General features: G+C 70.2%; 18 protein-coding genes. 9 read left to right on the top strand and 9 right to left on the bottom strand.

Going from position 1 to position 18,355, the window contains the following annotated elements:
* The first annotated feature begins 87 nt into the window (after positions 1-87).
* Positions 88-1,251, top strand: a complete 1,164-nt coding sequence (locus ABGB18_RS33405) for a serine hydrolase domain-containing protein (protein ID WP_347699640.1) — start codon at positions 88-90, stop codon at positions 1,249-1,251.
* 3 nt (positions 1,252-1,254) lie between these two features.
* On the opposite strand, the gene ABGB18_RS33400 is transcribed toward ABGB18_RS33405, so the two are convergent.
* The 3 genes from ABGB18_RS33400 to ABGB18_RS33390 all read right to left on the bottom strand — a co-directional run bounded on the left by ABGB18_RS33400 (position 1,255) and on the right by ABGB18_RS33390 (position 4,376).
* Positions 1,255-1,977 carry a hypothetical protein gene (locus ABGB18_RS33400; protein ID WP_347699639.1) on the bottom strand — a complete coding sequence of 241 codons (723 nt, stop codon included), beginning with the start codon at positions 1,975-1,977 and terminating at the stop codon, positions 1,255-1,257.
* 396 nt (positions 1,978-2,373) lie between these two features.
* Positions 2,374-3,507 (bottom strand): hypothetical protein, encoded by a 1,134-nt coding sequence (locus tag ABGB18_RS33395; RefSeq protein ID WP_347699638.1) that lies wholly within the window; start codon positions 3,505-3,507, stop codon positions 2,374-2,376.
* Between the two features lie 386 nt (positions 3,508-3,893).
* On the bottom strand, positions 3,894-4,376 hold the full coding sequence (locus ABGB18_RS33390; RefSeq protein ID WP_347699637.1) for a hypothetical protein: 483 nt from the start codon (positions 4,374-4,376) through the stop codon (positions 3,894-3,896).
* A gap of 260 nt (positions 4,377-4,636) precedes the next feature.
* On the opposite strand from ABGB18_RS33390, the gene ABGB18_RS33385 reads away from it, so the two are divergent.
* Positions 4,637-5,140 carry a hypothetical protein gene (locus ABGB18_RS33385; protein ID WP_347699636.1) on the top strand — a complete coding sequence of 168 codons (504 nt, stop codon included), beginning with the start codon at positions 4,637-4,639 and terminating at the stop codon, positions 5,138-5,140.
* Positions 5,141-5,744: 604 nt separating this feature from the next.
* On the top strand, positions 5,745-6,119 hold the full coding sequence (locus tag ABGB18_RS33380) for a cupin domain-containing protein (RefSeq protein WP_347699635.1): 375 nt from the start codon (positions 5,745-5,747) through the stop codon (positions 6,117-6,119).
* 74 nt (positions 6,120-6,193) lie between these two features.
* On the opposite strand, the gene ABGB18_RS33375 is transcribed toward ABGB18_RS33380, so the two are convergent.
* The gene (locus ABGB18_RS33375) at positions 6,194-7,141 is read right to left on the bottom strand and encodes a GntR family transcriptional regulator (RefSeq protein WP_347699634.1); all 948 of its coding nucleotides are present in this window, start codon (positions 7,139-7,141) and stop codon (positions 6,194-6,196) included.
* A 117-nt stretch (positions 7,142-7,258) separates the two neighbouring features.
* Here ABGB18_RS33375 and ABGB18_RS33370 point away from each other — a divergent pair, with 117 nt between their 5' ends.
* From ABGB18_RS33370 to ABGB18_RS33360, 3 genes are read left to right on the top strand one after another with little or no spacing between them, the layout of a single operon-like run.
* Positions 7,259-7,864, top strand: coding sequence for a GNAT family N-acetyltransferase (locus tag ABGB18_RS33370; RefSeq protein ID WP_347699633.1), 606 nt, complete (start codon positions 7,259-7,261; stop codon positions 7,862-7,864).
* Positions 7,865-7,909: 45 nt separating this feature from the next.
* The gene (locus ABGB18_RS33365) at positions 7,910-8,854 is read left to right on the top strand and encodes an alpha/beta hydrolase (protein ID WP_347699632.1); all 945 of its coding nucleotides are present in this window, start codon (positions 7,910-7,912) and stop codon (positions 8,852-8,854) included.
* A gap of 12 nt (positions 8,855-8,866) precedes the next feature.
* Complete coding sequence (locus ABGB18_RS33360; RefSeq protein ID WP_347699631.1) at positions 8,867-9,178, top strand: SMR family transporter; 312 nt, start codon at positions 8,867-8,869, stop codon at positions 9,176-9,178.
* A 335-nt stretch (positions 9,179-9,513) separates the two neighbouring features.
* On the opposite strand, the gene ABGB18_RS33355 is transcribed toward ABGB18_RS33360, so the two are convergent.
* Positions 9,514-9,876, bottom strand: a complete 363-nt coding sequence (locus ABGB18_RS33355) for a hypothetical protein (RefSeq protein ID WP_347699630.1) — start codon at positions 9,874-9,876, stop codon at positions 9,514-9,516.
* A gap of 241 nt (positions 9,877-10,117) precedes the next feature.
* Positions 10,118-10,261: a hypothetical protein gene (locus tag ABGB18_RS33350; protein ID WP_347699629.1), complete on the bottom strand. Its 144-nt coding sequence runs from the start codon at positions 10,259-10,261 to the stop codon at positions 10,118-10,120.
* Between the two features lie 131 nt (positions 10,262-10,392).
* Here ABGB18_RS33350 and ABGB18_RS33345 point away from each other — a divergent pair, with 131 nt between their 5' ends.
* Positions 10,393-11,364: an endo alpha-1,4 polygalactosaminidase gene (locus ABGB18_RS33345; RefSeq protein WP_347699628.1), complete on the top strand. Its 972-nt coding sequence runs from the start codon at positions 10,393-10,395 to the stop codon at positions 11,362-11,364.
* Positions 11,365-11,429: 65 nt separating this feature from the next.
* Here the strand turns inward: ABGB18_RS33345 and ABGB18_RS33340 are convergent, their stop codons facing one another.
* Positions 11,430-11,591, bottom strand: a complete 162-nt coding sequence (locus ABGB18_RS33340) for a hypothetical protein (protein ID WP_347699627.1) — start codon at positions 11,589-11,591, stop codon at positions 11,430-11,432.
* 90 nt (positions 11,592-11,681) lie between these two features.
* Positions 11,682-13,145: an alpha/beta hydrolase gene (locus tag ABGB18_RS33335; protein ID WP_347699626.1), complete on the bottom strand. Its 1,464-nt coding sequence runs from the start codon at positions 13,143-13,145 to the stop codon at positions 11,682-11,684.
* A 409-nt stretch (positions 13,146-13,554) separates the two neighbouring features.
* On the opposite strand from ABGB18_RS33335, the gene ABGB18_RS33330 reads away from it, so the two are divergent.
* Positions 13,555-16,119: a caspase family protein gene (locus ABGB18_RS33330; protein ID WP_347699625.1), complete on the top strand. Its 2,565-nt coding sequence runs from the start codon at positions 13,555-13,557 to the stop codon at positions 16,117-16,119.
* Positions 16,120-16,234: 115 nt separating this feature from the next.
* Here the strand turns inward: ABGB18_RS33330 and ABGB18_RS33325 are convergent, their stop codons facing one another.
* Complete coding sequence (locus ABGB18_RS33325) at positions 16,235-17,116, bottom strand: helix-turn-helix transcriptional regulator (protein ID WP_347699624.1); 882 nt, start codon at positions 17,114-17,116, stop codon at positions 16,235-16,237.
* A 140-nt stretch (positions 17,117-17,256) separates the two neighbouring features.
* Between ABGB18_RS33325 and ABGB18_RS33320 the strand changes: the two genes are divergently transcribed.
* Positions 17,257-18,273 carry an aldo/keto reductase gene (locus tag ABGB18_RS33320; protein ID WP_347699623.1) on the top strand — a complete coding sequence of 339 codons (1,017 nt, stop codon included), beginning with the start codon at positions 17,257-17,259 and terminating at the stop codon, positions 18,271-18,273.
* The last annotated feature ends 82 nt before the right edge of the window (positions 18,274-18,355 follow it).

The following is an 18,355-nucleotide window of genomic DNA, read 5'->3' as shown; positions in this document are numbered from 1 at the left end:
TCCCACGCGAAACGCGCTTGCGCATCTCCTCCGCCCGTGCGTACAGTGTTCGCATTATGAGCACAACGTACGCATAGGAGTACAGCGATGACCACGAACCACCGCTTCGAGCACGCCCGCTGGCAGGCCCGCCTGGACGAGCTCCGCGCCGCACACCACGTCCCCGGCGCCCAGTTGGCCGTGCTGATCGACGGCCAGGTCCACGAGCTGGCCAGCGGGCTGCTGCATCGCGGCACCGGCATGGAAGTGACGACGGACTCGGTGTTCCTGTCCGGTTCGATCGCCAAGGTCTACACGGCCACGCTCGTCATGCGGCTGATCGACGAGGGCCGGCTGGGCCTGGACACGCGGCTGGTCGACGTACTGCCGGAATTCGCCACCCCCGACCCCGAGGCCACCAGGACGATCACCATCCGGCAGTTGCTGTCCCACACCGGCGGCGTGACCAACGACTTCAATTACGACGGCGGCCGCGGCGACGACTGCCTGGCCAAGTACGTCGCGGCCGCCAGGGACGTGCCGCTGGACTGCCCGCCCGGCACCGCGATCTCCTACGGTGGGCTCGGCTACGTCGTGCTGGGCCGCGTGATCGAGGTGCTCACCAGCCGGACCTGGGACAAGGCGCTGGAGGAGCTGCTGTTCACCCCGCTGGGCCTGGAGCGGTCGATGACGCTGCCGGAGGAGGCGCTCCGCTTCCGGGTGGCGATGAGCCACCTGGGCGAGTCCGGCGCCGACCCCGACCCGGCCCCGTCCTGGGACCTGATGCCGCGCTCGGCGGGCCCGGCCGGCCGGGTCATCGTCTCAGCCGGCGACATGGCCCGCCTCGCCGGGATGCACCTGGCCGGCGGCCTCGCGCCCGACGGCACCCGGGTGCTGTCCGCGCGGTCGGTCGCGGCCATGCAGCAGCGCGAGACGGACGTCCCCGACAAGTGGACTGTCTACGCCGACGGCTGGGGCCTCGGCTGGACCCTGTACGACTGGAACGGCGTCCCCGGCTACGGCCACGACGGCGCCGCCATCGGCCAGTACGCCTACCTGAGGGTCGTCCCGCACGCCAACCTCGCCCTGGCCCTGATGACCAACGGCGGCAGCGCCCGCCTGCTGTACGCGGACCTGTTCCGCGAGCTGCTCGCCGAGCTCGCCGGCGCCACCATGCCCGCCCCGTCGGACCACGTACTCATGAACAACTGCTACCGCGACCACGCCCAGGTCAACGCCGCACAGCTCGCCCGCCTGCTGCCGGCCGACTGACCGTCACCCTCCTCCCGGAGGGGCGCCCGGGGGCTGTTGTCCGGCCGGCGGAGGCCCGGCCGGCGGAGGCCCGGCCGGCGGGTACGGCATGCCGGCCGGGGCGAGCGGTTGCGCGGGCCGCCGGGTCAGGAGAAGCAGGAATCCGCAGACGGCAGCGGCAATCATCCCCGCGATCAGCGGAAGCAGCGTGATGACGTATCCCAACCGCCACGCCAGGGATCTCGTCAGCCAATCATTGACGAACGGGCCAAGAATCAGGGAGAGGGCACCAAGACCGGCCAGTACCGCGACCACCGCGCCCCGCTGGCGGCCCTGGCGCCGCGCGACCGCCACGGTCACCCCCACCACGCCACCAGCGCCGAGCCCGCTCACCACCCGGCCGGCCAGATACATTCCGGCGTCGGCGGCGAGCGTGTCCAGCAGCACGCCGATGATCATCAAGGCGACGGCCGACAGGCTCACTGTCGTCAGTAAACGCCCGCCGAGGCTGAAACCAAGCGCCCCGCCCACTGCCGCGCTGACCAGGTACGCGATGAGAGTCGACAGCAGGACGGTCTGGTCGGACATTTGGAGATCCATCTGCAGGGATATCCGCGCCGCGGCGCCGAAGGGCATCGTCAGCAGGTACAGACCGGTGAGCGCGGCGATCCCCGGGCCGATCAACGCCCAAGCCGGTTGCTCCCCGCCCTGCCGAGCGGCATGCCCTTGTGGTTGGTGATCGTGCATGCGGATCAGTCTGCCCCGGTCTCAACCCCATCGTCTATCTTCGCCGCCATATCGCGGCAGATCAGCGGAGCCTCTCGACGGCGGCGATGATCCCTTTCCTGTCGTAGCCGCTGGTGGGCATGGTGGCGGCCCCGGAGTCGCGGATCGTCTACGTCGGCAACGATCCGCTGGTGCCGGCACACGCGGAGCCTGGGCCTGAGGACCTGAGCTCGGGATCCTCGGCCGGCCGCGAATGCACCACCTTGACGGCCACGGGGAGGCCGCCGGGGCGAGCGCCCGAGGAACACCTCCCATGCCGCCGGCCTCCCTTCCGATCTGGGTCGGATCCCTATGAACGGCCCCTCAGAAGAGCATCAGCACACATCTCGGCACTTGCGGGCAGGGGATGCCAGGGTGTCAGAGCAGCCGCCCGCTTCGGAGCGCCGTTTCTTCCCGGATTGCGGTGAGGAACGCGTGGCGGAGCCGTTCCTGCCATGAGTCTTCCACGGCCTCGTTCCGGGGGTTGGGGCGTGGGAGATCGGCGTGCTGCTGGTAGAGCTGCCAGCAGGTCTTGATGCCGTGGAGAAGGTTGTCGAGAAGGTCGGGGGCGGGCCGGGTGGGATTGAGCGGCGTGAGCGGCAGGTAGATGGTGTCGGGGCCGAGGCGGAGTTCGGGATGGTCGGAGCGGGCCTTCTCGATGAGTTCCTCGGCTGCGGTGATGCGGTGCTGGGTTTCGGTGATGCCGCGCAGGCGGCCCTCGGCGATGTGCAGGGCGTTGCGGATCAGCGGCATGACCACGTGCCGGGGCCGGTCGCCGGCGCTGAGGACCGCCGTGATCTCGGTGAGGCTCTCGATGGCGAGGGGTTTGCCTTGCTGTTCGGCGGTGGCCACGACCTGGATCTGGTGCAGGCCGGTGTGCTGGGCGGTGATGGTGACCGCGGCGTAGAACCAGTGCGCGGCGGCGATGGCGGCCGCGGTGGGATCAACCTGGGTGAGGAGCGCTTCGCAGCCGAAGGGATGCGCGTGCAGGAGGGTGTCGGCCTGGGATATCTGCAGGGGCGAGGCGTCTTCGCGGCTGAGCGCGGCGGCCTGCTCCGCGCGTTCGGACAGGTCACCCAGTTCGGCCTGTTCGATGGCGGCCAGTTCGGCGGCGACGTCGGTGGTGACGTGCGTGGTGAGCTGCGGCGTGTTGAGCGTGTGCAGAGTACGGGCGACGGCGTGGGCGGCCTGCCCGACCTTGGTGCTGATCGGTTCGGGGGCGGGTCGCTTGGCAGCGATCAAGGTGGGGAGGACGGTGGCGAAGGCGTCGCGCTCTTGTTGCCGGTGCCAGCCGAGGCTGTGGGGACCGTGCTGATCGGCGGTGCTGGCGGGGTGGGTGTAGGAGCGCCAGCAGATACGGGATAGCTCGGTCAGGTCGGCGGCGAGCCGCAGGACGTTGCGGCGGGGCTGCTCGCGATGGAGTTCGGCCACGATGGTGGCGGTGTCTCCGATGCCGGTGCTCCACTGGGCGATGAGCACGTTGCGGGCACGGTCGATGGCATACCGAGTCACGAGAACCTCTTCAAGAAAGGGAAACCAGAAAAGGGAGGCCATGCTCGGGGAAGTGTTGGCCATGCCCAGAATGCTGGATCCGTCGTTCGCGTGAAGCCTTTTTGACGTTTGTTGCAGGCCCCTGATCAGCGCTTTTGCTCGGAGATGCGGCGTAATTCCTCTCCCTCACCGGCCGTGCGCGCCGTGTGACATGAAACCGTCGGACCCCCGGCCGCAGCGGCGGCCTTCCCGGAAGTCCCGAAGGACGTGTTCAGCTTGGTGGTCTCAGCTTTCACGGCGTGAGCCGCGACACTCGCCGGCCTGCTCCGCGGTCGCCCGAATCAGACCAACGAAGCGGCTCGGAGCGAAGCTCCTCGCCCCGGCCGGTCACGGACTCCCGTACGCCCCTAGTGAGTGATCTTGATGACGGCCTTCTTCCCCTGAACCGCAAGCACCTCGAAGCTGACGTCGTTGATGGTGCTGGGCCCCCCTTGATCCGGCCTCTGCTCGGACATGGTCGCCTGCATGCCGGACCCCGTGACCACGTGGAAGGTCACCGAGTCTTCCTCAACGCTGACGTCGACCGGCTGCAGCCCCCATCTGTCGTCCAGCGTGATGGTCTGCCCATCCGATACGAGCACCTCACAACCCGCATCCCGGCACGCCCGGAGCTTCTTGCCGTCCTTGGCCTTCGGCAGCGACGTCGCCTGCGGCGAGGGAGTAGCCGGCGGAGAGCTCACCACCGAAGAGGACGGTGCCGGCGAGGATGGCGTCTCTGGGGCGGCGGCGGGCGACGCCGCTTGCTCCGCCGCGGACCCACAGCCGGTGAGCAAGCCGAAAACGGCCACCACGCCCATCAGCGCCATCCGCTTGGTCGATCCGCCTGACATCCCATCTCCCTCGCTCGTTCGATGACCTCAGGCGCCAGTGTCGTACCACGGCGTCGGGACCCCTCCCGCCACATGCCGGCAGGGAGCACCTCACCCCCATGGTGAACGCCGCCCACGTGACCGCGAGCCGTCTGTGACCGCGATGGCGACGTGGCGCTCCACCAAAGCGCCAAATACACAACACGCCCACAAACCTTGCAAGATCACGTTAATGTGCGGGAGGTCCGTTCCGGCCGACAGACAAAGGAGTCACTCCTCTCATGCCGAATGTCGTACCCGCGCGCCCGGCAACTCCCCAGCCCCGCCCGCGCCCGCGCTTCCCGCTCATCTCCACCGTGGTGGCCGCGTGCCTGGCAGCCGGCGCCGTCGTGGGGAACGCCCCCCTGGCGACGCACCTCGCCCCTCACGCCTTGGCCGCCAACTCCAGCAAGGCGAGCGCCAAGGCGGCCTCGTTCACCCTGGGCTACATCTGGCTCTCCGGCAAGGGCGTGACCAAGGATGAGGGCGTCTGCTATGCGGGCCCGATGAACTTCGCCATGGGCGTGGACGCCACCGAGATGGGAGCTCCGTTCTCCTATCGGTGGCTCGTGGACGGCAAGGTCATCGAGACCGGCTCCAGAAGCATTCCGTCGTACACCCGGAGTGATTTCTTCTTCAACAAGAAGGAACTCCCCCTGCCCCTGGACGGCACTACGCACAAGGTCACCTTCCAGCTCACGTCACCGCAGAAGTTGTCCAAGTCCAAAAAGTGGACCATGTGCTGACAGGCCGGCCATGAGACGTCGGCCGCCACATCCTGAGGCTCCTGCCGGTCGAGGCCCAGGCCCGGCAGCAGGACCAGCCATCCGAGCCGCGTCACCCCTCCGGCATTCCGGGTAGCGACCACGGTGAGCTCGGGGCAGGCGGGATGCTTGCGCCGGCCAACCTGGCCCGTGACCTCCAACAAGCCCGAAGGCCGGACTCCCACCAGTGGGAATCCGGCCTCCTTGCTGCGGAGGCGGCAGTACAACCCCGCTCGCACTGTCATCGTTCCCGTGCTTATGTGCCACCTCATGGCGGCGCATGGTCAGGGCCACGGCGCCTGGGATGCCGGCCGTGGGAGCGCGTTTCTCCAGGATCGGCCGATCGACGGCATCGGCCTGGGCCCCGGTCGTCCCGCAGCCTTGCCGTTCGGCGCCCCCGCAGGAGGGTGAAGCCCTGGAGCGCGCCCAGGGGTCGAGTCCGTGAGAATGGTCAACTCGCCCATTCTTCTCGGAAAGGACCTTGATGGCTCACCACGCTGACCGGCCCGCGCCTGAACCCTTCGTCGTTCACGCAGGGGATGGACTGGCCGCCGCGTCTCCTGAGGGATCGCACATCACGATCAAGGTGCCGGCCGAAAGTACGGCGGGCGGCATTGGACTCATGGAGGGCGTGGATCCGCCCGGTTTCGCCACCGTCCTGCATCGGCATCAGGTTGCCGAGCTCTGGTACATCATCGAGGGCCACTACACCTACTACGCCGGTGACCGCCGGCTGGAAGCGGGCGCCGGGGCGGTGGTGTACGTGCCCGGCGGCGTGCCGCACGGACTGCGCGCCGGTACGGAGGGCGGCCGCAAGTTGACGATCTTCGTACCGGGCGGGACCGAGAAGTTCTTCCGGGATGTGCACGACGCCCGCGAGGTGGGAGAGCTGACCGCCGAGCGGGCACGGGAGCTCAGTGAGAGGTACGGGCTGGAGAGGCTCGGCCCGTTGCCCGAGTGACGTCCCCCGTTGTCATGTGCGCCCGGGGCGCCCCCAACCACCTGCCTTGGAGCGCCCCGGCGAGCACTGCCGCCTCATGACCGCGTACGGGCGTGGCCCTCCACCAGGACGGCGAAACCGTCGAGATGGCGGGCCAGCCCGTACTCGAACAGCTCGTCAAGGTCCGACACCGCTTCCTCGGGAATCGTGGACAGCAGGGGGAAGCGTCCGTCGTCGAGGAGTTCGTCGGCCCGTTTCCGCCGTGCCAGCCACCACCCGGCGAGCGTCACTCCGGTCTCCTGCTCCGCCTCGACCTCGTCCGCCATGGACAGGGCGACGGTGATGACCAGTGCGTGCAGCGTGAGGGCCTCCCTGCTCCGGATCGTCATGGGCAGCCCGAGCCCGTCGAGCGCGCGCAGGGTCCACTCGGTGTGCGCCATCATGTTGGGCGCGAGCGCCGGGCGAGTGAACGAGACGGCCCTGGGCAGCCAGAGGTGTCGCCGGCACAGCTCCCACTGAGCGCGGGAGATCAGTTCGAGCTTGGCCCGCCACCCCTCTGGCCCCGGGAGGGGCAGCTCCGGTTCGCCGAAGACCTCGTCGGCCATCTGCGTCACCAACTCGTCCTTGTTCGCCACGTGCCGATACAGCGACATCGGGCCCACGCCGAGCTCGGCCGCGAGCCGCCGCATGGACACCGCATCGAGCCCCTCGACGTCGGCGATCGCGACGGCGGCGCGGAGAACGTCCTTCCGGTTCAGGGCCTCCCTGGGGCCGCCCGGCCGCCGCGCCCTGGGTGACGTGGCCCGTGGCCGGACCGCGCGTACGCTGACCAGCGTCCCGGACCCGACCTTCGCCTCGACCAGACCTTCCTCGCGCAGGGCCGCCATCACCCGGGTCGCGGTCGCGACCGCGACGCCCCATCGCTGCGCGACCTGCCGGATGGACGGCATGCGATCGCCGGGCCGCAGCTCACCGGCCAGGATCCGGGCACGGATCTCCGCGACAATCCGCCGGTATGGCGGATCTTCCCGCTGCGCTGACATAGGGACCTCCTAGATCGCCTTAAGTGTACTAGGTCAATCATCCCGCACATGGTGCACTTCTTTCGACAAATATCGCTGTTGAAGCAGATTTTTCGGAAAATCGAATACGCTGTACGCATGAGAAGCGATACGGCGTACGCACCCGTGTGGCAGGCGGACGATGCGGACCTGCAGACGGTGCTGGACGTTCTCACCGAAGCGTTCATGAGCGATCCCCTCGTCCGCTGGCTCTTCCCCAAGGCCGGCGAACGCGGACTCCTCCAGCGGCACTTCTACCGTCCCCTGCTCACCCGGCCCGCCGCCGAGGCCTACCTGACCGGCCGCCGCGAAGGCGCGTCGGTGTGGCTGACGTTGGCACCCGGCCAGGCGCCCCACGAGGAGCCGCCGGGCACGACGGGCAGGGGCTCGCTCTGGGGTGAGAGCGGAGCCCGGTTGCTCACCCTGGGCAGGGCGTTGGCCGAGCGGCATCCCAACGGGCAACCGCACCTCTACCTCCCGTGCATGGGAGTGATCGGCGGGCGGCGGGGCGCCGGGCTGGGCTCGGCGATGCTGCGGCACCGGCTGGCTCGAGCGGACGCCGACGGGCTGCCCGCGTACCTGGAGGCGAGCTCGTCCCGGGGCCGGGCCCTCTACCTACGGCACGGATTCGAGGACCGCGGCGAACCGGTTCACGTCGCGGACGGCCTCCTCCTGTGGCCGATGTGGCGCGAACCGCGTCCCTGACGACGACAAGACCCCCGCCCAACCGACAACCCAAGGAGAATGTCGATGACAACGAACCATGAAGCCGAGACCGGCGGTGCCCTTGAGCTCGGCGGGACGCCGTCGCACGACACCGCGACCACCACCGCCGATCGTGATCGGCGATCACCGACCCTGGTGTTCGTGCACGGCACCAACTCCTCGTCGCTCTGGTGCGCGGGACTGATCAGCGAGCTCGCCCTGCGCGGGCACCGGACGGTGGCCGTCGACCTTCCAGGGCACGGCGACGAGGCGTTCTTCCCCCGGGCGTACCAGGCTCCGCAGGACCTTGAAGCACTGGCGACCCAACCGTCGCCGCTCGCCAAGATCACCATCGACGACTACGTCGAGCGCGTCGTGGACGTGGTGCGCCGCGCCCGCCGTCACGGCCCGGTGATCCTCGTCGGTGCCAGCCAGGGCGGCGTCACCGTGAGCAGGGTCGGCAACGCCGTCCCCGACCTGCTGGATCGCGTCGTCTACGTCTCGGCCTACTGTTGCGTGGACCTGCCCAACATGGCCGCCTATTTCGCGACGCCCGAAAACAGCGAAAGCCTGGTCCACCTGGTGACCCAGGCCCAGGTCGGCGATCCGGCGGCCCTGGGGGTGACCAGGCTCAACTGGCGCTCGGCCGACCCGTCGGTGTTCGACGGCGTCAAGCGGTGCCTCGCCGGCGACTTCACCGACGAGGCGGTGAGCCGGCTGCTCAACATGTTCGAGCCGGACGAGACCGCCGCCATTCCCATGGCCGAGGCCCGGGGTCAGGCGCACACCTGGGGCCGGATCCCCCGCACATATGTACGCTTCACCGCCGACAGGCTCATCCCGCTGGCGCTGCAGGACCGGTTCATCAACGAGGCCAATCGTCTCACTCCGGACAACCCGACCGACGTACGCAGCGTCGCGGCACCTCATTGCGGCCCGTTCGACCGGCCCGAACTCGTGGAGATCCTCACCGAACTCGCCGGTCGCTGACCCCTGCCGACGATGGGCTTCGGCGTCTTCGCCGTCCTCAGCTCCGGTCTCCTCGCACTTTCCAGCCTCGACCTCGGTACGGCCTACGCCGTCTGGACCGGCATCGGCGCCGTCGGCACCGCCATCCTGGGCATGGCCCTCCTGGGCGAGGACACATCCTTCATCTTGCCCCTGACCATTCAGAGGCGAGATCGCGACCAGGAGCCGGGCCGCGCGGGCGGCCCGGCTCCTCACACCAGGACCCTCACCGCTCCCTCTCGGGATGGGAGAACAGCAGAGTCGAGCAGCGACCCGCCACGGGTCGCCACCGGCTCCCGACTATGAGACGAGCGTGAATTTCTTCGCCCCGGTCTCGTTGTTGCAGGACCAGATCTGCATGACCGCGCGGCCGGTGGTCGCCCCGGGGACGTCCATGCATCGGGGGTTGTCGAAGAGGCCGGCTTTCGCCCTTGTCGGACGTCGCGAGCGTAGGTCGCCTGGCGCGCGGGCAAATAGATCAGTCCGACTGATCCAATGCGGGCCGGCCGGCGTGCGCGTTAATCAACTGCGCCCCGGTTCGATGCGTCTGAGGGTCCGCGGTCGCCACCGATGAGCGAAGGGGACGAGATACGGGCGCCCGCCCCGGCCGGCGAGCGACCGGGGCGGGGCGGGGGCGGATGTCAGTCCGCGCAGATGGCGAAGACGCTGATGCCGACGTCGTTGTAACCGTCCTGGCGGCCGATGCCGATCCAGCCGCGTGCGTCGTTGGTGGGGAACGACCCGACCAGGATCGCCCTGTTACCGCGGGCCTCGGCACCGCCGCCGAGGACTCTCTTGTTCCCGGGGCAGTACAGGGTACGGCGCTGGAAGTTGGGCACGTTGGCGTTGGGCAGCGTGACGAGCTGGTAGCCGGGGGGAAGCGCTGTCTGGCGGGCGGCCGCGGTGACGGGAGTTGACGCTTGGCTGGCCGCGGCGGTGGTAGCCGTCAGGCCCGCCGCCGCGAGCACGGCGAGGGGGATGGCCAGAAACCTCTTCGACTGCATCGTTCTCCTTCGGTTCTGCCCCGACGGATCACGACTCCGGGCAGCACGCGGCATGCCGGCGAGTCCGGTGCTGAAGCGGTGAAGTGATCAGGGGAACAAGGAATGACACAATGAGTATCCGAGACGTTACTCTAAGTGTCCATACACAAGTGTGTTCGAGTGGCCTCCGCAGTCGCCGCCGACATGTTCCGGGGTTCTCAGGCGATCCTGCGTCCCCTGAAGCCGGACAGTCCGACCGCCGTCAGCGCGGGGGCATGAGCGCCAGCACCACGAGGGGGGTCGCCGAGAGGGCGGCCGCGACGAGCAGGTGGCCGCCCAGCCACCGGACCCGCCCGACCGGGGCGGGCCAGCAACGGCTCCGCTCGCCCGGAGACCTCCTCGGCATGCGGCCGCAGCGCGGCCAGGACGCCGTACGCCCCCGCGGCCAGCGCCAGTCGAGACAGAGACGTGGCGAGGCTGGCAAGATCAAGCTCATCGATCAACCGATCGGCAAATTTCCGCATTTAAGGGGATGATGTGGGCTATACCCGAAGGCTTCCGATCGTCGCCGCGGCAACGACGCTGGCTGCGACGGCGCTGGTCGCCGGGCCGTACCAACTGGCCGCGAGTGCCGCCACCTCGACGGACACGTCGGCGAGCGCCGCGGTCTGGCGCCCGCCGCTCGAAAGCCGCTGGCAGTACCAGCTTGAGGGCAACCCGCAGTACGCCGCCACCGGCGGCATCAACGTCGGCATCTGCACGGTCCCGCAGACCGGCGGCGCCTGCGTCAAGCCGACCGTCTTCGACATCGACCTGTACGTGGACGGCGACGTGGCAGGCGACAACTCCACGCTCAACACCGCCGCCGTCAAGGCCATCCACGCCCGCGGTGCCAAGGCCATCTGCTACGTGGACGCCGGCTCGATCGAGGACTTCCGGCCCGACTACAAGCAGTTCGCCGACTGGCACAAGGCCCACGGCAACTCCCTGCTCGGCAAGCCGTTCAGCGAGGACTTCCCGAACGAGCGCTGGGCCAACATCAACAACGACAAGGGCCAGCGGGACTTCCTGCTGAAGATGATGAAGGCCCGCGTCGACAAGTGCGCGCAGGCGGGCTTCGACGGGGTCGAGTTCGACGTCGTCAACGCCCACGAGGAGGGCAAGAAGGTCACCGGCTGGACCGTCAGCGCCGCGACCCAGCTCACCTACAACCGCGCCCTTGCCGCGATGGCGCACGCCAAGGGCCTGTCCGTCGCACTCAAGAACGACCTCAGCCAGGCCGCCGAGCTGGCCTCCAACTTCGACTACGCGGTCAACGAGGAGTGCTTCCAGTACGACGAGTGCTCGGAGCTGGGCGTCTTCACCAAGGCCGGCAAGCCGGTCTTCCAGGTCGAGTACGAGACCTCCCCCGGCAGCTTCTGCGCGCGGGCCGGCACGTTGGGCTTCAACTCGATCAAGAAGCCGGCCGACTATTCGCTGAAGGACCAGCCGTACAAGCCGTGCCGGTGACCGACGGTCGGATGACCTCTCGGGGTTGACCTACCATGATCAGACCGTGCATCGGCCGCCCTCCGTTACGCAGGTGTGACGGGTGCACGGTCGGCACCGGCCGGAATCTTCGCCTGCTCGTCGGCCAGCGGTTCTTCCAGGCGCGTGTTCTGGAGGTGGAGCGCGGCGGACAACTGGGCGGCGAAGTCGGCGGGATCGGCCGGGGGCAGGCCGATCTTGGCGTTCAACCGCGCTTCCGACAGCCACTCCAGCGGGCCGGGTTCCGTGGCCCAGCGCGCGAGCTACCTCGCCGCCTACCGATGATGCGGGATCCCGGGTCAGCGGCAGACGGCGCCGGTGGCGGGACGACGGCCGGTCACCAGGAACGTGGTGACCGCCCGATCGCCGCAGGAGTTGCCGTTGGCCAGGTAGGAGCCGTGGCCGCCGGAGTCGACACGGACCATGCGGGCCCGGTCGCCGAACGCCCGGAGCAGCTTCAGCGCCCCGCTGTAGGGCGTGGCGGGGTCACGGAGGTTCTGCACGAGGAGCACGTTGGACGGCCCCTCGGAGGTGACCCTGACCGGCGCCTCGGCGACCCGGTACGGCCAGTACGCGCACGGTCCCATGTTGACCGGCATCCCCCCTGTGAGGGGATAGCGGGCGCGGTTCCGCTTCACCTGCCGCTCGATCCGCGCTTCCGACCCCGGCCAGGTCACGTCGTTGCACAGGGTGGCGGCGGCGGTGGCCGCGGTGTTCTGCAGCGCCTCGTCCGGCGGGGTGTTCGGCGCGGGCAGCGGGCCCCGGGCCGACGCGGCCCTCATCAGCCCGGCCAGCGTGGGAAAGCCCGCGTCGGAGTAGAGCGCGTTGAGCATGGTCTCCCTCAGCACGTTGCCGTTCAGCTCCCCGGGGTTCGCACCGGGCCACGGGATCGGATCGCGGTCGAGGGCGGCGGTCAGTTTCAGGAAGGTCGCGCGGACGGCCGCGGCGTTCTCGCCCAGGCCGTACTCGCCGTCGCGGGCGGCGGCCCAGGCACCGAAGTCGGGGAAACGGTCCTCGGCGCCGATCGCGTAGTTGGCCAGCCAGCCGCGCTCCACCTTCGTGGGGTCGGGATCGTCGTTGCTGTCCAGCACCACCCGGTCGGTGTGCCCGGGGAACATCGTGGCATAGACCGCCCCGGCATAGGTGCCGTACGAGACGCCCCAGTAGGACAGGCGGTCCTCGCCGAGCGCGAGGCGGATGGCGTCCATGTCCCTGGCCTCGTTGCGGGTGGTGATCGCCTGAAACAGGGGACCGCCGTTGCGGGCGCAGGCCTCGGCGATCCGGCGTGACCAACTCGCGTTCTCCGCGACGCCACCGTCGGCCGCGGGGTACGGCTTCAGACGTACCATCGCCAGATCCTCGTGGGCCAGCCCACAGCTCACCGGGCTGCTCCTGCCGACGCCCCGCGGGTCGAAGCCGATCAGGTCATACCGGTCGAGCACGCTCTTCGGCAGCTTGCCCACCAGTGCGCTCGGCCGGTCGAGCCCCGGACTGCCCGGGCCTCCTGGCACCAGCACCAGCACTCCCCTGCGCGTGCCGGGCTTCGCCGTGCGGATACGGGACACCGCCAGGGAGAACGTGCCCTTGGCGGGCGCGCCGTAGTCGATCGGCAACTTCAGGGCCGAGCACTCCTGGCGTGGGTCGGCGCCTCCCCCGCACGCCTGCCACCGCGGCGCGGCCGAGGCTTGCGCCGTCCCGGCGGGAAGCACGACAGGAAGGGCGGCGAGGGACATCGCGGTAAGGGCGGTCACAAGAGGATTCATGCAGGTAAGTCTGCTGTTCAGGGGTACGGCCGCCCAGGGACGCGATCATCATCCGACCATGACCTCCTCACGAAACGGACACACCTCAACGCGCCGGAAGTAGCGGCACGACCAGCGTGGCGGGTTTCAGCCGGCCCGCCCGGCCGACCCCGGCCGACTGCCGCCCGCGGACGCCGAAGCCTTCGCGGACGTCATCGAGCCGCTCAGGGAGGGCACGGACGCGTACGTCTCCGACGGCGTGCAGCGTGCCCGTGGCCGCCCGCCACGGACCTTCGGCGAATTCGCCAGGTCCACCGCCGCCGCTGGCGGCGCATCGGCGCGATATCCCGCTGGCTAGCGCCCGGTCCAGTGCTTAGAATGCGGGCGACGCCGTCCTTGAGGTGGCTCTGCTCTCCCCTGGGGGTGGCACATGGCTGGTGAGACGATCCGGCTGCTGCTGTCGGTCCGCACCGACGGAGCGGACGCTCATGAGCTGGACACGGCCACCGCCAGGCTCCGCGACGAGCTCCTCGACCTGGACGTGGTGGTGGAAACGGCGGAGGCCGGCGAGGCTCCCGAAGGCGCCAGGGCGGTCCTGTCGTTCACGATCGGCGGCCTGGTGATCGCGCTGGCCGGGACCGAGCTGCTCGCCGCGATCGTGAACGCCGTCACCTCCTGGCTCAGCCGCAACCAGCACCGGTCGGTCAAGCTGGACATCGAGGGTGACGTGCTGGAGCTGACCGGCATCCGCGCCAAGGAGCAGCGCGAGCTGGTCGAGGTCTGGTTACGCCGCCGGCGGCAGCCCGAGACCGTCGTCCAGCCGGGCGGCCGCCGCATGGCGCTGATCGTGGCCGGCGACGAATACCAGGACCCCGGGCTGCGCCGGCTGCGCGCGCCGGCGCTCGACGCCGAGGCGCTGGCCAGGGTGCTCGGCCACGAGGCCATCGGCGGCTTCGACGTCCGTATGATGCTCAACGAGCCCACCTCCGTCGTCAACGAGGCCGTGGAGGACTTCTTCGCCGACCGGCACCCGGACGATCTGCTCCTGCTGCACTTCTCCGGCCACGGGGTCAAGGACGACAGCGGCGAGCTGTACTTCGCCACGCCCAGCACCAAGCTCAACCGTCTCGGAGCCACCGCCGTGGCGGCCGAGTTCGTCAACCGGCGGATGAGCCGTAGCCGCTGCCGGCGCATCGTGCTGTTGCTCGACTGCTGTTACGCCGGCGCGTTCGCGCGTGGCGCGCTGCCGCGGGCGGGCGGGGACCTCCACGTCGAGGACCAGTTCGGCGGGCGCGGGCGGGTGGTCATCACCGCCTCCAACGCCCTGGAGTACGCCTTCGAGGGGACCGAGCTGGCCGACAGCCAGGAGACGCCGTCGCCTTCGGTGTTCACCAGCGCCCTGGTGGAAGGGCTGGAGACCGGCGAGGCCGACCGCGACCAGGACGGCTACGTGGGCATTCACGAGCTGTACGACTACGTCTACGACCGGGTGCGCACCATCACGCCCAACCAGACGCCGGGCAAATGGACGTATGACGTACAGGGAGACCTGGTAATCGCGCGCCGCAGCCGGCCGGTCGACCGCCCCGCGCCACTGCCGACCGAGTTGCAGGAGGCGATCGACCATCCGATCGCCACGATCAGGGCCGGCACGGTCGACGAGCTGGCACGGCTGCGGCGCAGCAGGCACGCGGGCCTGGCCCTGGCCGCCCGCCTCGCGCTGGAGGCACTCGCCCACGACGACAGCCGCTCGGTCTCGGCCGCCGCCGCTCGCGCGCTCGGCTCCGATCCGCAGCCGCCTGTGGCGTTGCCGGCCGCCTCGCTGCCGGTGATCCCACCGTCCGCCTCTTCCGGTGTGGGCGCGGTCGCCACTCCGACCGGCACAACCGCCGCTCCCACATCCGAGGCGACCCCGGCGACGGGCCCGAGCGCTGAGGCGGAGGCCGCGACCACCGGGCCGCCGGCCACCGCGCGCACTCTCCAGGAGGGCGCCGAAGTGCGAGGCGCGACCACGGAGGTGAGACAGCCGACCGCGGATGAGGGCCGGACGGCGGGCGCGCCGGCGACCGGCATCGATCGGGGATCGGATTCCCGCGAGCCGGTCCCCGGCCGCCCGCGCCGGCCATCGATCGCCCTGCGCGGGCTCGCCCTGGTTTCGGCGCTGTTGCTCGTGGCCGGGCCCATGGAGGCGTCCCCCGGCCTGCCCCGCTTCGGTGGGCTTTACCCGGATGCCATCCCGGCGTGGTTCCCACTGCTGGTGACGGCCGCGATCGCGGCCGCGTTCCTGCCGGACGGCCGCGGGCGCGCGGCCACGCTGGGCGCCGCGGCCGGTCTGGCGGCGCTGCACCTGGGCCTGTTCGCGCGGCTCGGCCTACTGGGCGGCGTCGACACCAGGCCCGAGACCCTGATGACCATGACGGGCGCCCTCCTGTTCGCGCTGGTGGCACTCCTGGAGACGGCTCTGGCCCAGGCGGGCGTGCGCAGGATCGTGGCGGGCGTCGCCGGCCTGCTCGCGGCCACTCTGATGATCATCGACCTGGCCGACCCGCTCATGGTGGCCCAGGACACGGGGCAGGCGGTGCTCTTCACCTCGGCGCTGATCCCCACCGCCGCACTCCTGCTCCGCGCGGTCCAGGGCTGGCGGGCAGGCGGGCCGCGGCCGGCCATCGCGTTGAGTACGGCGGCCACGATCCTCGTCGTCGGTGACATCCTCGCCATCTACATCGACGGCGGATACCCACGGGAGGAGGCCCCCGCCTATCTGCCCGCCCTGCTGATCCTGCTGCTCGTGGCGGCCCAGGCGACCCCGGACAGGACCTGGCTGCTGACCGCGCTGCAGCTGGCGCTGATCGTCGGACTGGTGCGCAACTTCGCCATGGTCTCCACCGGGCCGGTGTTCCTCGGCGTGCTGTTCGTCGCGGCGGGTTGCGCGGGCGCCGCCGCGTACCTGACCGGCTTGACCGAACGGGAGCCCGCACGACCGTCATCGATGTGACGCTTCCGGTGGAAGCCGGAGGGCACCGTCACGGGCGGGTCGGCCCAGGTGACGAGGCCGTACCGGTGGGCGTGGACGGCCGCCCGCACCCGCGTCCGCAACCCGAGCCAGGAGTTCAGGCTCGTGGTGCGCCGGTTTCGGGTGCCGGCTCCCGCTCCGCGGGTCCGGTCCAGCTGGCGAGCAGTTTCAGGCGTTCCGCGGAGGGTGAGCCGGGTTCGACCGTGGAGACACCCAGGGTCTGCTCCGGGTCGTCGGCCGGGGTGAACGCCTCGTAACCCAGGACCAGCTCCCCGACGAGGGGGTGGTGGTAGCGCTTGGTGCCGTGCGTGCGCTGGAAGACGTCGTGGTCGGCCCACCAGCTACGGAAGTCGGCGTCGCGGATGGAAAGTTCGCCGACCAGTTCGGCCAGGGCGGGGTCGTGTGGGTGGCGTCCGGCGTACAGGCGCAGAGAGGAGACGATGCCGCGGGCAGCGTCCTCCCAGTCGGCGTAGAGCGACCGGAAGCGGTCATCGAGGAAGATCAGGCGGGCGATGTTGCGGTCGCGGGCGGGCAGGGCCTCGAAGTCCGTGTAGAGGGCCTGACCCAGCCGGTTGGTGGCCAGTACGTCCATGCGCCGGCCCAGCACGATGGCCGGGACCTCGGTCAGGCTGTCCAGCAGGAGTCGCAGGCCCGGGCGGACGCGTTGTGGCGGCAGCGCACGCGGCCGGCTACGGGTCGGCCGGGCGACCCGGAACAGGTGCGCCCGCTCCAGCTCATTGAGCCGCAGGGCACGCGCGATCGCGTACAGGACCGATTCGGAGACGTTCACGTGGCGGCCGCGCTCCAGCCGGACGTAGTAGTCGACGCTGACGCCGGCGAGCTGGGCGACCTCCTCACGCCGCAGGCCCGGAACGCGCCGGGCCCCCGGCTGCGGCGTCAGACCCGCCTCCTCCGGGGTGATCTTCGCGCGGCGGGAGCGTAGGAAGTCCCGCAGCTCCGTGTTCGATTCCTGGCCCATGCCACCACGGTAGACCGGCACGTCAGTGGCACGGACCGCCAGAGGGGGCCTGCTGGACCCCCGGTCCCGCTGGGCCTCTCACCCCGGCCACGAGCCGTGCTCGACTGTTTGGAGAACCACCACGTATCAGGAGGCAACGGATGAAGCACAGAATTCTCGGTGGAACCGGCCTGTCGGTGAGCGAATACGGGCTCGGCGCGATGATGTTCGGCGCGATGGGCAACACCGATCATGATGAGTCGATCCGCGTGATCCACGCGGCACTGGACGCCGGTGTCAACCTCATCGACACCGCCGACGTGTACTCCGGCGGCGAGTCAGAGGTGATCGTGGGCAAGGCCCTCAAGGGCCGCCGGGACGAGGTCGTACTGGCCACCAAGTTCGGGCTGCCGATGGGCGAGGATCCCAACCGCCGCGGCGGCTCGGCGCGCTGGATCCGCCGGGCGATCGAGGACAGCCTCCGCCGCCTGGACACCGACCACATCGACCTGTACCAGATGCACCGGCCGGACCCGCGCGCCGACGTCGACGAGACGCTCGGCGCCCTGTCCGACCTGGTCCGCGCCGGGAAGGTTCGCGCCATCGGCGGCTCCTTCTTCGCGCCCGAGGAGATCGTGGAGGCCCAGTGGACGGCCGAGCGCCGCGGACACCACCGCTTCCGCAGCGAGCAGCCGCCGTACTCACTCCTCACCCGCGGGGTGGAGAACCGCGTGCTGCCCACCGCCCAGCGGTACGGCATGGGCGTGCTGACCTTCAGCCCGCTCAACGCGGGCTGGCTGTCCGGCCGCGCCGACCCCACCACGGGGCACCGCAACGCCGGGCGGGGCGCGAAGATGTTCGACCTCTCGCGGCCCGGTGTGCGAGCCAAGGCCGACGCCGTGCGGAAACTCGACGCCCTGGCTGCCGAGGCCGGTCTGCCGCTCGCCCACCTGGCGACCGCCTTCGTCCGCGCCCACCCCGCGGTCACCGCGGTGCTGATCGGCCCCCGCCGCCCCGAACACCTCGACGATCTCCTCGCCGGCGCCGACGTGGAACTCGGTGACGACCTCCTCGACCGGATCGACGACATCGTGCCCCCTGGCGTCGACGTCAACTCGGAGGACCTCTACATCGACCCCACCCCTCCCATCACCGACAAGCGGCTGCGCCGCCGCTGACAGCGCTCCGGCTCAGGCGGCTCCACCACGCGCGCTCCAGGATCCGATCACCGATTCGGCCGGCCTGGCCAGGCCGGCTCGC

This window comes from Nonomuraea sp. B12E4 (genome assembly GCF_039871825.1).
Classification (GTDB): Bacteria; Actinomycetota; Actinomycetes; order Streptosporangiales; family Streptosporangiaceae; genus Nonomuraea.
The sequence above is the reverse complement of the archived record's forward strand: the minus strand, read 5'-3'. Positions and strand labels throughout refer to the sequence as shown.

Bases quoted from the DNA above. Each gene is read 5' to 3' on its own strand.
- ABGB18_RS33405 (WP_347699640.1), top strand. From the start codon at position 88: ATGACCACGAACCACCGCTTCGAGCACGCCCGCTGGCAGGCCCGCCTG.
- ABGB18_RS33400 (WP_347699639.1), bottom strand. From the start codon at position 1,977: ATGCACGATCACCAACCACAAGGGCATGCCGCTCGGCAGGGCGGGGAG.
- ABGB18_RS33390 (WP_347699637.1), bottom strand. From the start codon at position 4,376: ATGTCAGGCGGATCGACCAAGCGGATGGCGCTGATGGGCGTGGTGGCC.
- ABGB18_RS33385 (WP_347699636.1), top strand. From the start codon at position 4,637: ATGCCGAATGTCGTACCCGCGCGCCCGGCAACTCCCCAGCCCCGCCCG.
- ABGB18_RS33375 (WP_347699634.1), bottom strand. From the start codon at position 7,141: ATGTCAGCGCAGCGGGAAGATCCGCCATACCGGCGGATTGTCGCGGAG.
- ABGB18_RS33370 (WP_347699633.1), top strand. From the start codon at position 7,259: ATGAGAAGCGATACGGCGTACGCACCCGTGTGGCAGGCGGACGATGCG.
- ABGB18_RS33365 (WP_347699632.1), top strand. From the start codon at position 7,910: ATGACAACGAACCATGAAGCCGAGACCGGCGGTGCCCTTGAGCTCGGC.
- ABGB18_RS33360 (WP_347699631.1), top strand. From the start codon at position 8,867: ATGGGCTTCGGCGTCTTCGCCGTCCTCAGCTCCGGTCTCCTCGCACTT.
- ABGB18_RS33355 (WP_347699630.1), bottom strand. From the start codon at position 9,876: ATGCAGTCGAAGAGGTTTCTGGCCATCCCCCTCGCCGTGCTCGCGGCG.
- ABGB18_RS33350 (WP_347699629.1), bottom strand. From the start codon at position 10,261: ATGCCGAGGAGGTCTCCGGGCGAGCGGAGCCGTTGCTGGCCCGCCCCG.
- ABGB18_RS33335 (WP_347699626.1), bottom strand. From the start codon at position 13,145: ATGAATCCTCTTGTGACCGCCCTTACCGCGATGTCCCTCGCCGCCCTT.
- ABGB18_RS33330 (WP_347699625.1), top strand. From the start codon at position 13,555: ATGGCTGGTGAGACGATCCGGCTGCTGCTGTCGGTCCGCACCGACGGA.
- ABGB18_RS33325 (WP_347699624.1), bottom strand. From the start codon at position 17,116: ATGGGCCAGGAATCGAACACGGAGCTGCGGGACTTCCTACGCTCCCGC.
- ABGB18_RS33320 (WP_347699623.1), top strand. From the start codon at position 17,257: ATGAAGCACAGAATTCTCGGTGGAACCGGCCTGTCGGTGAGCGAATAC.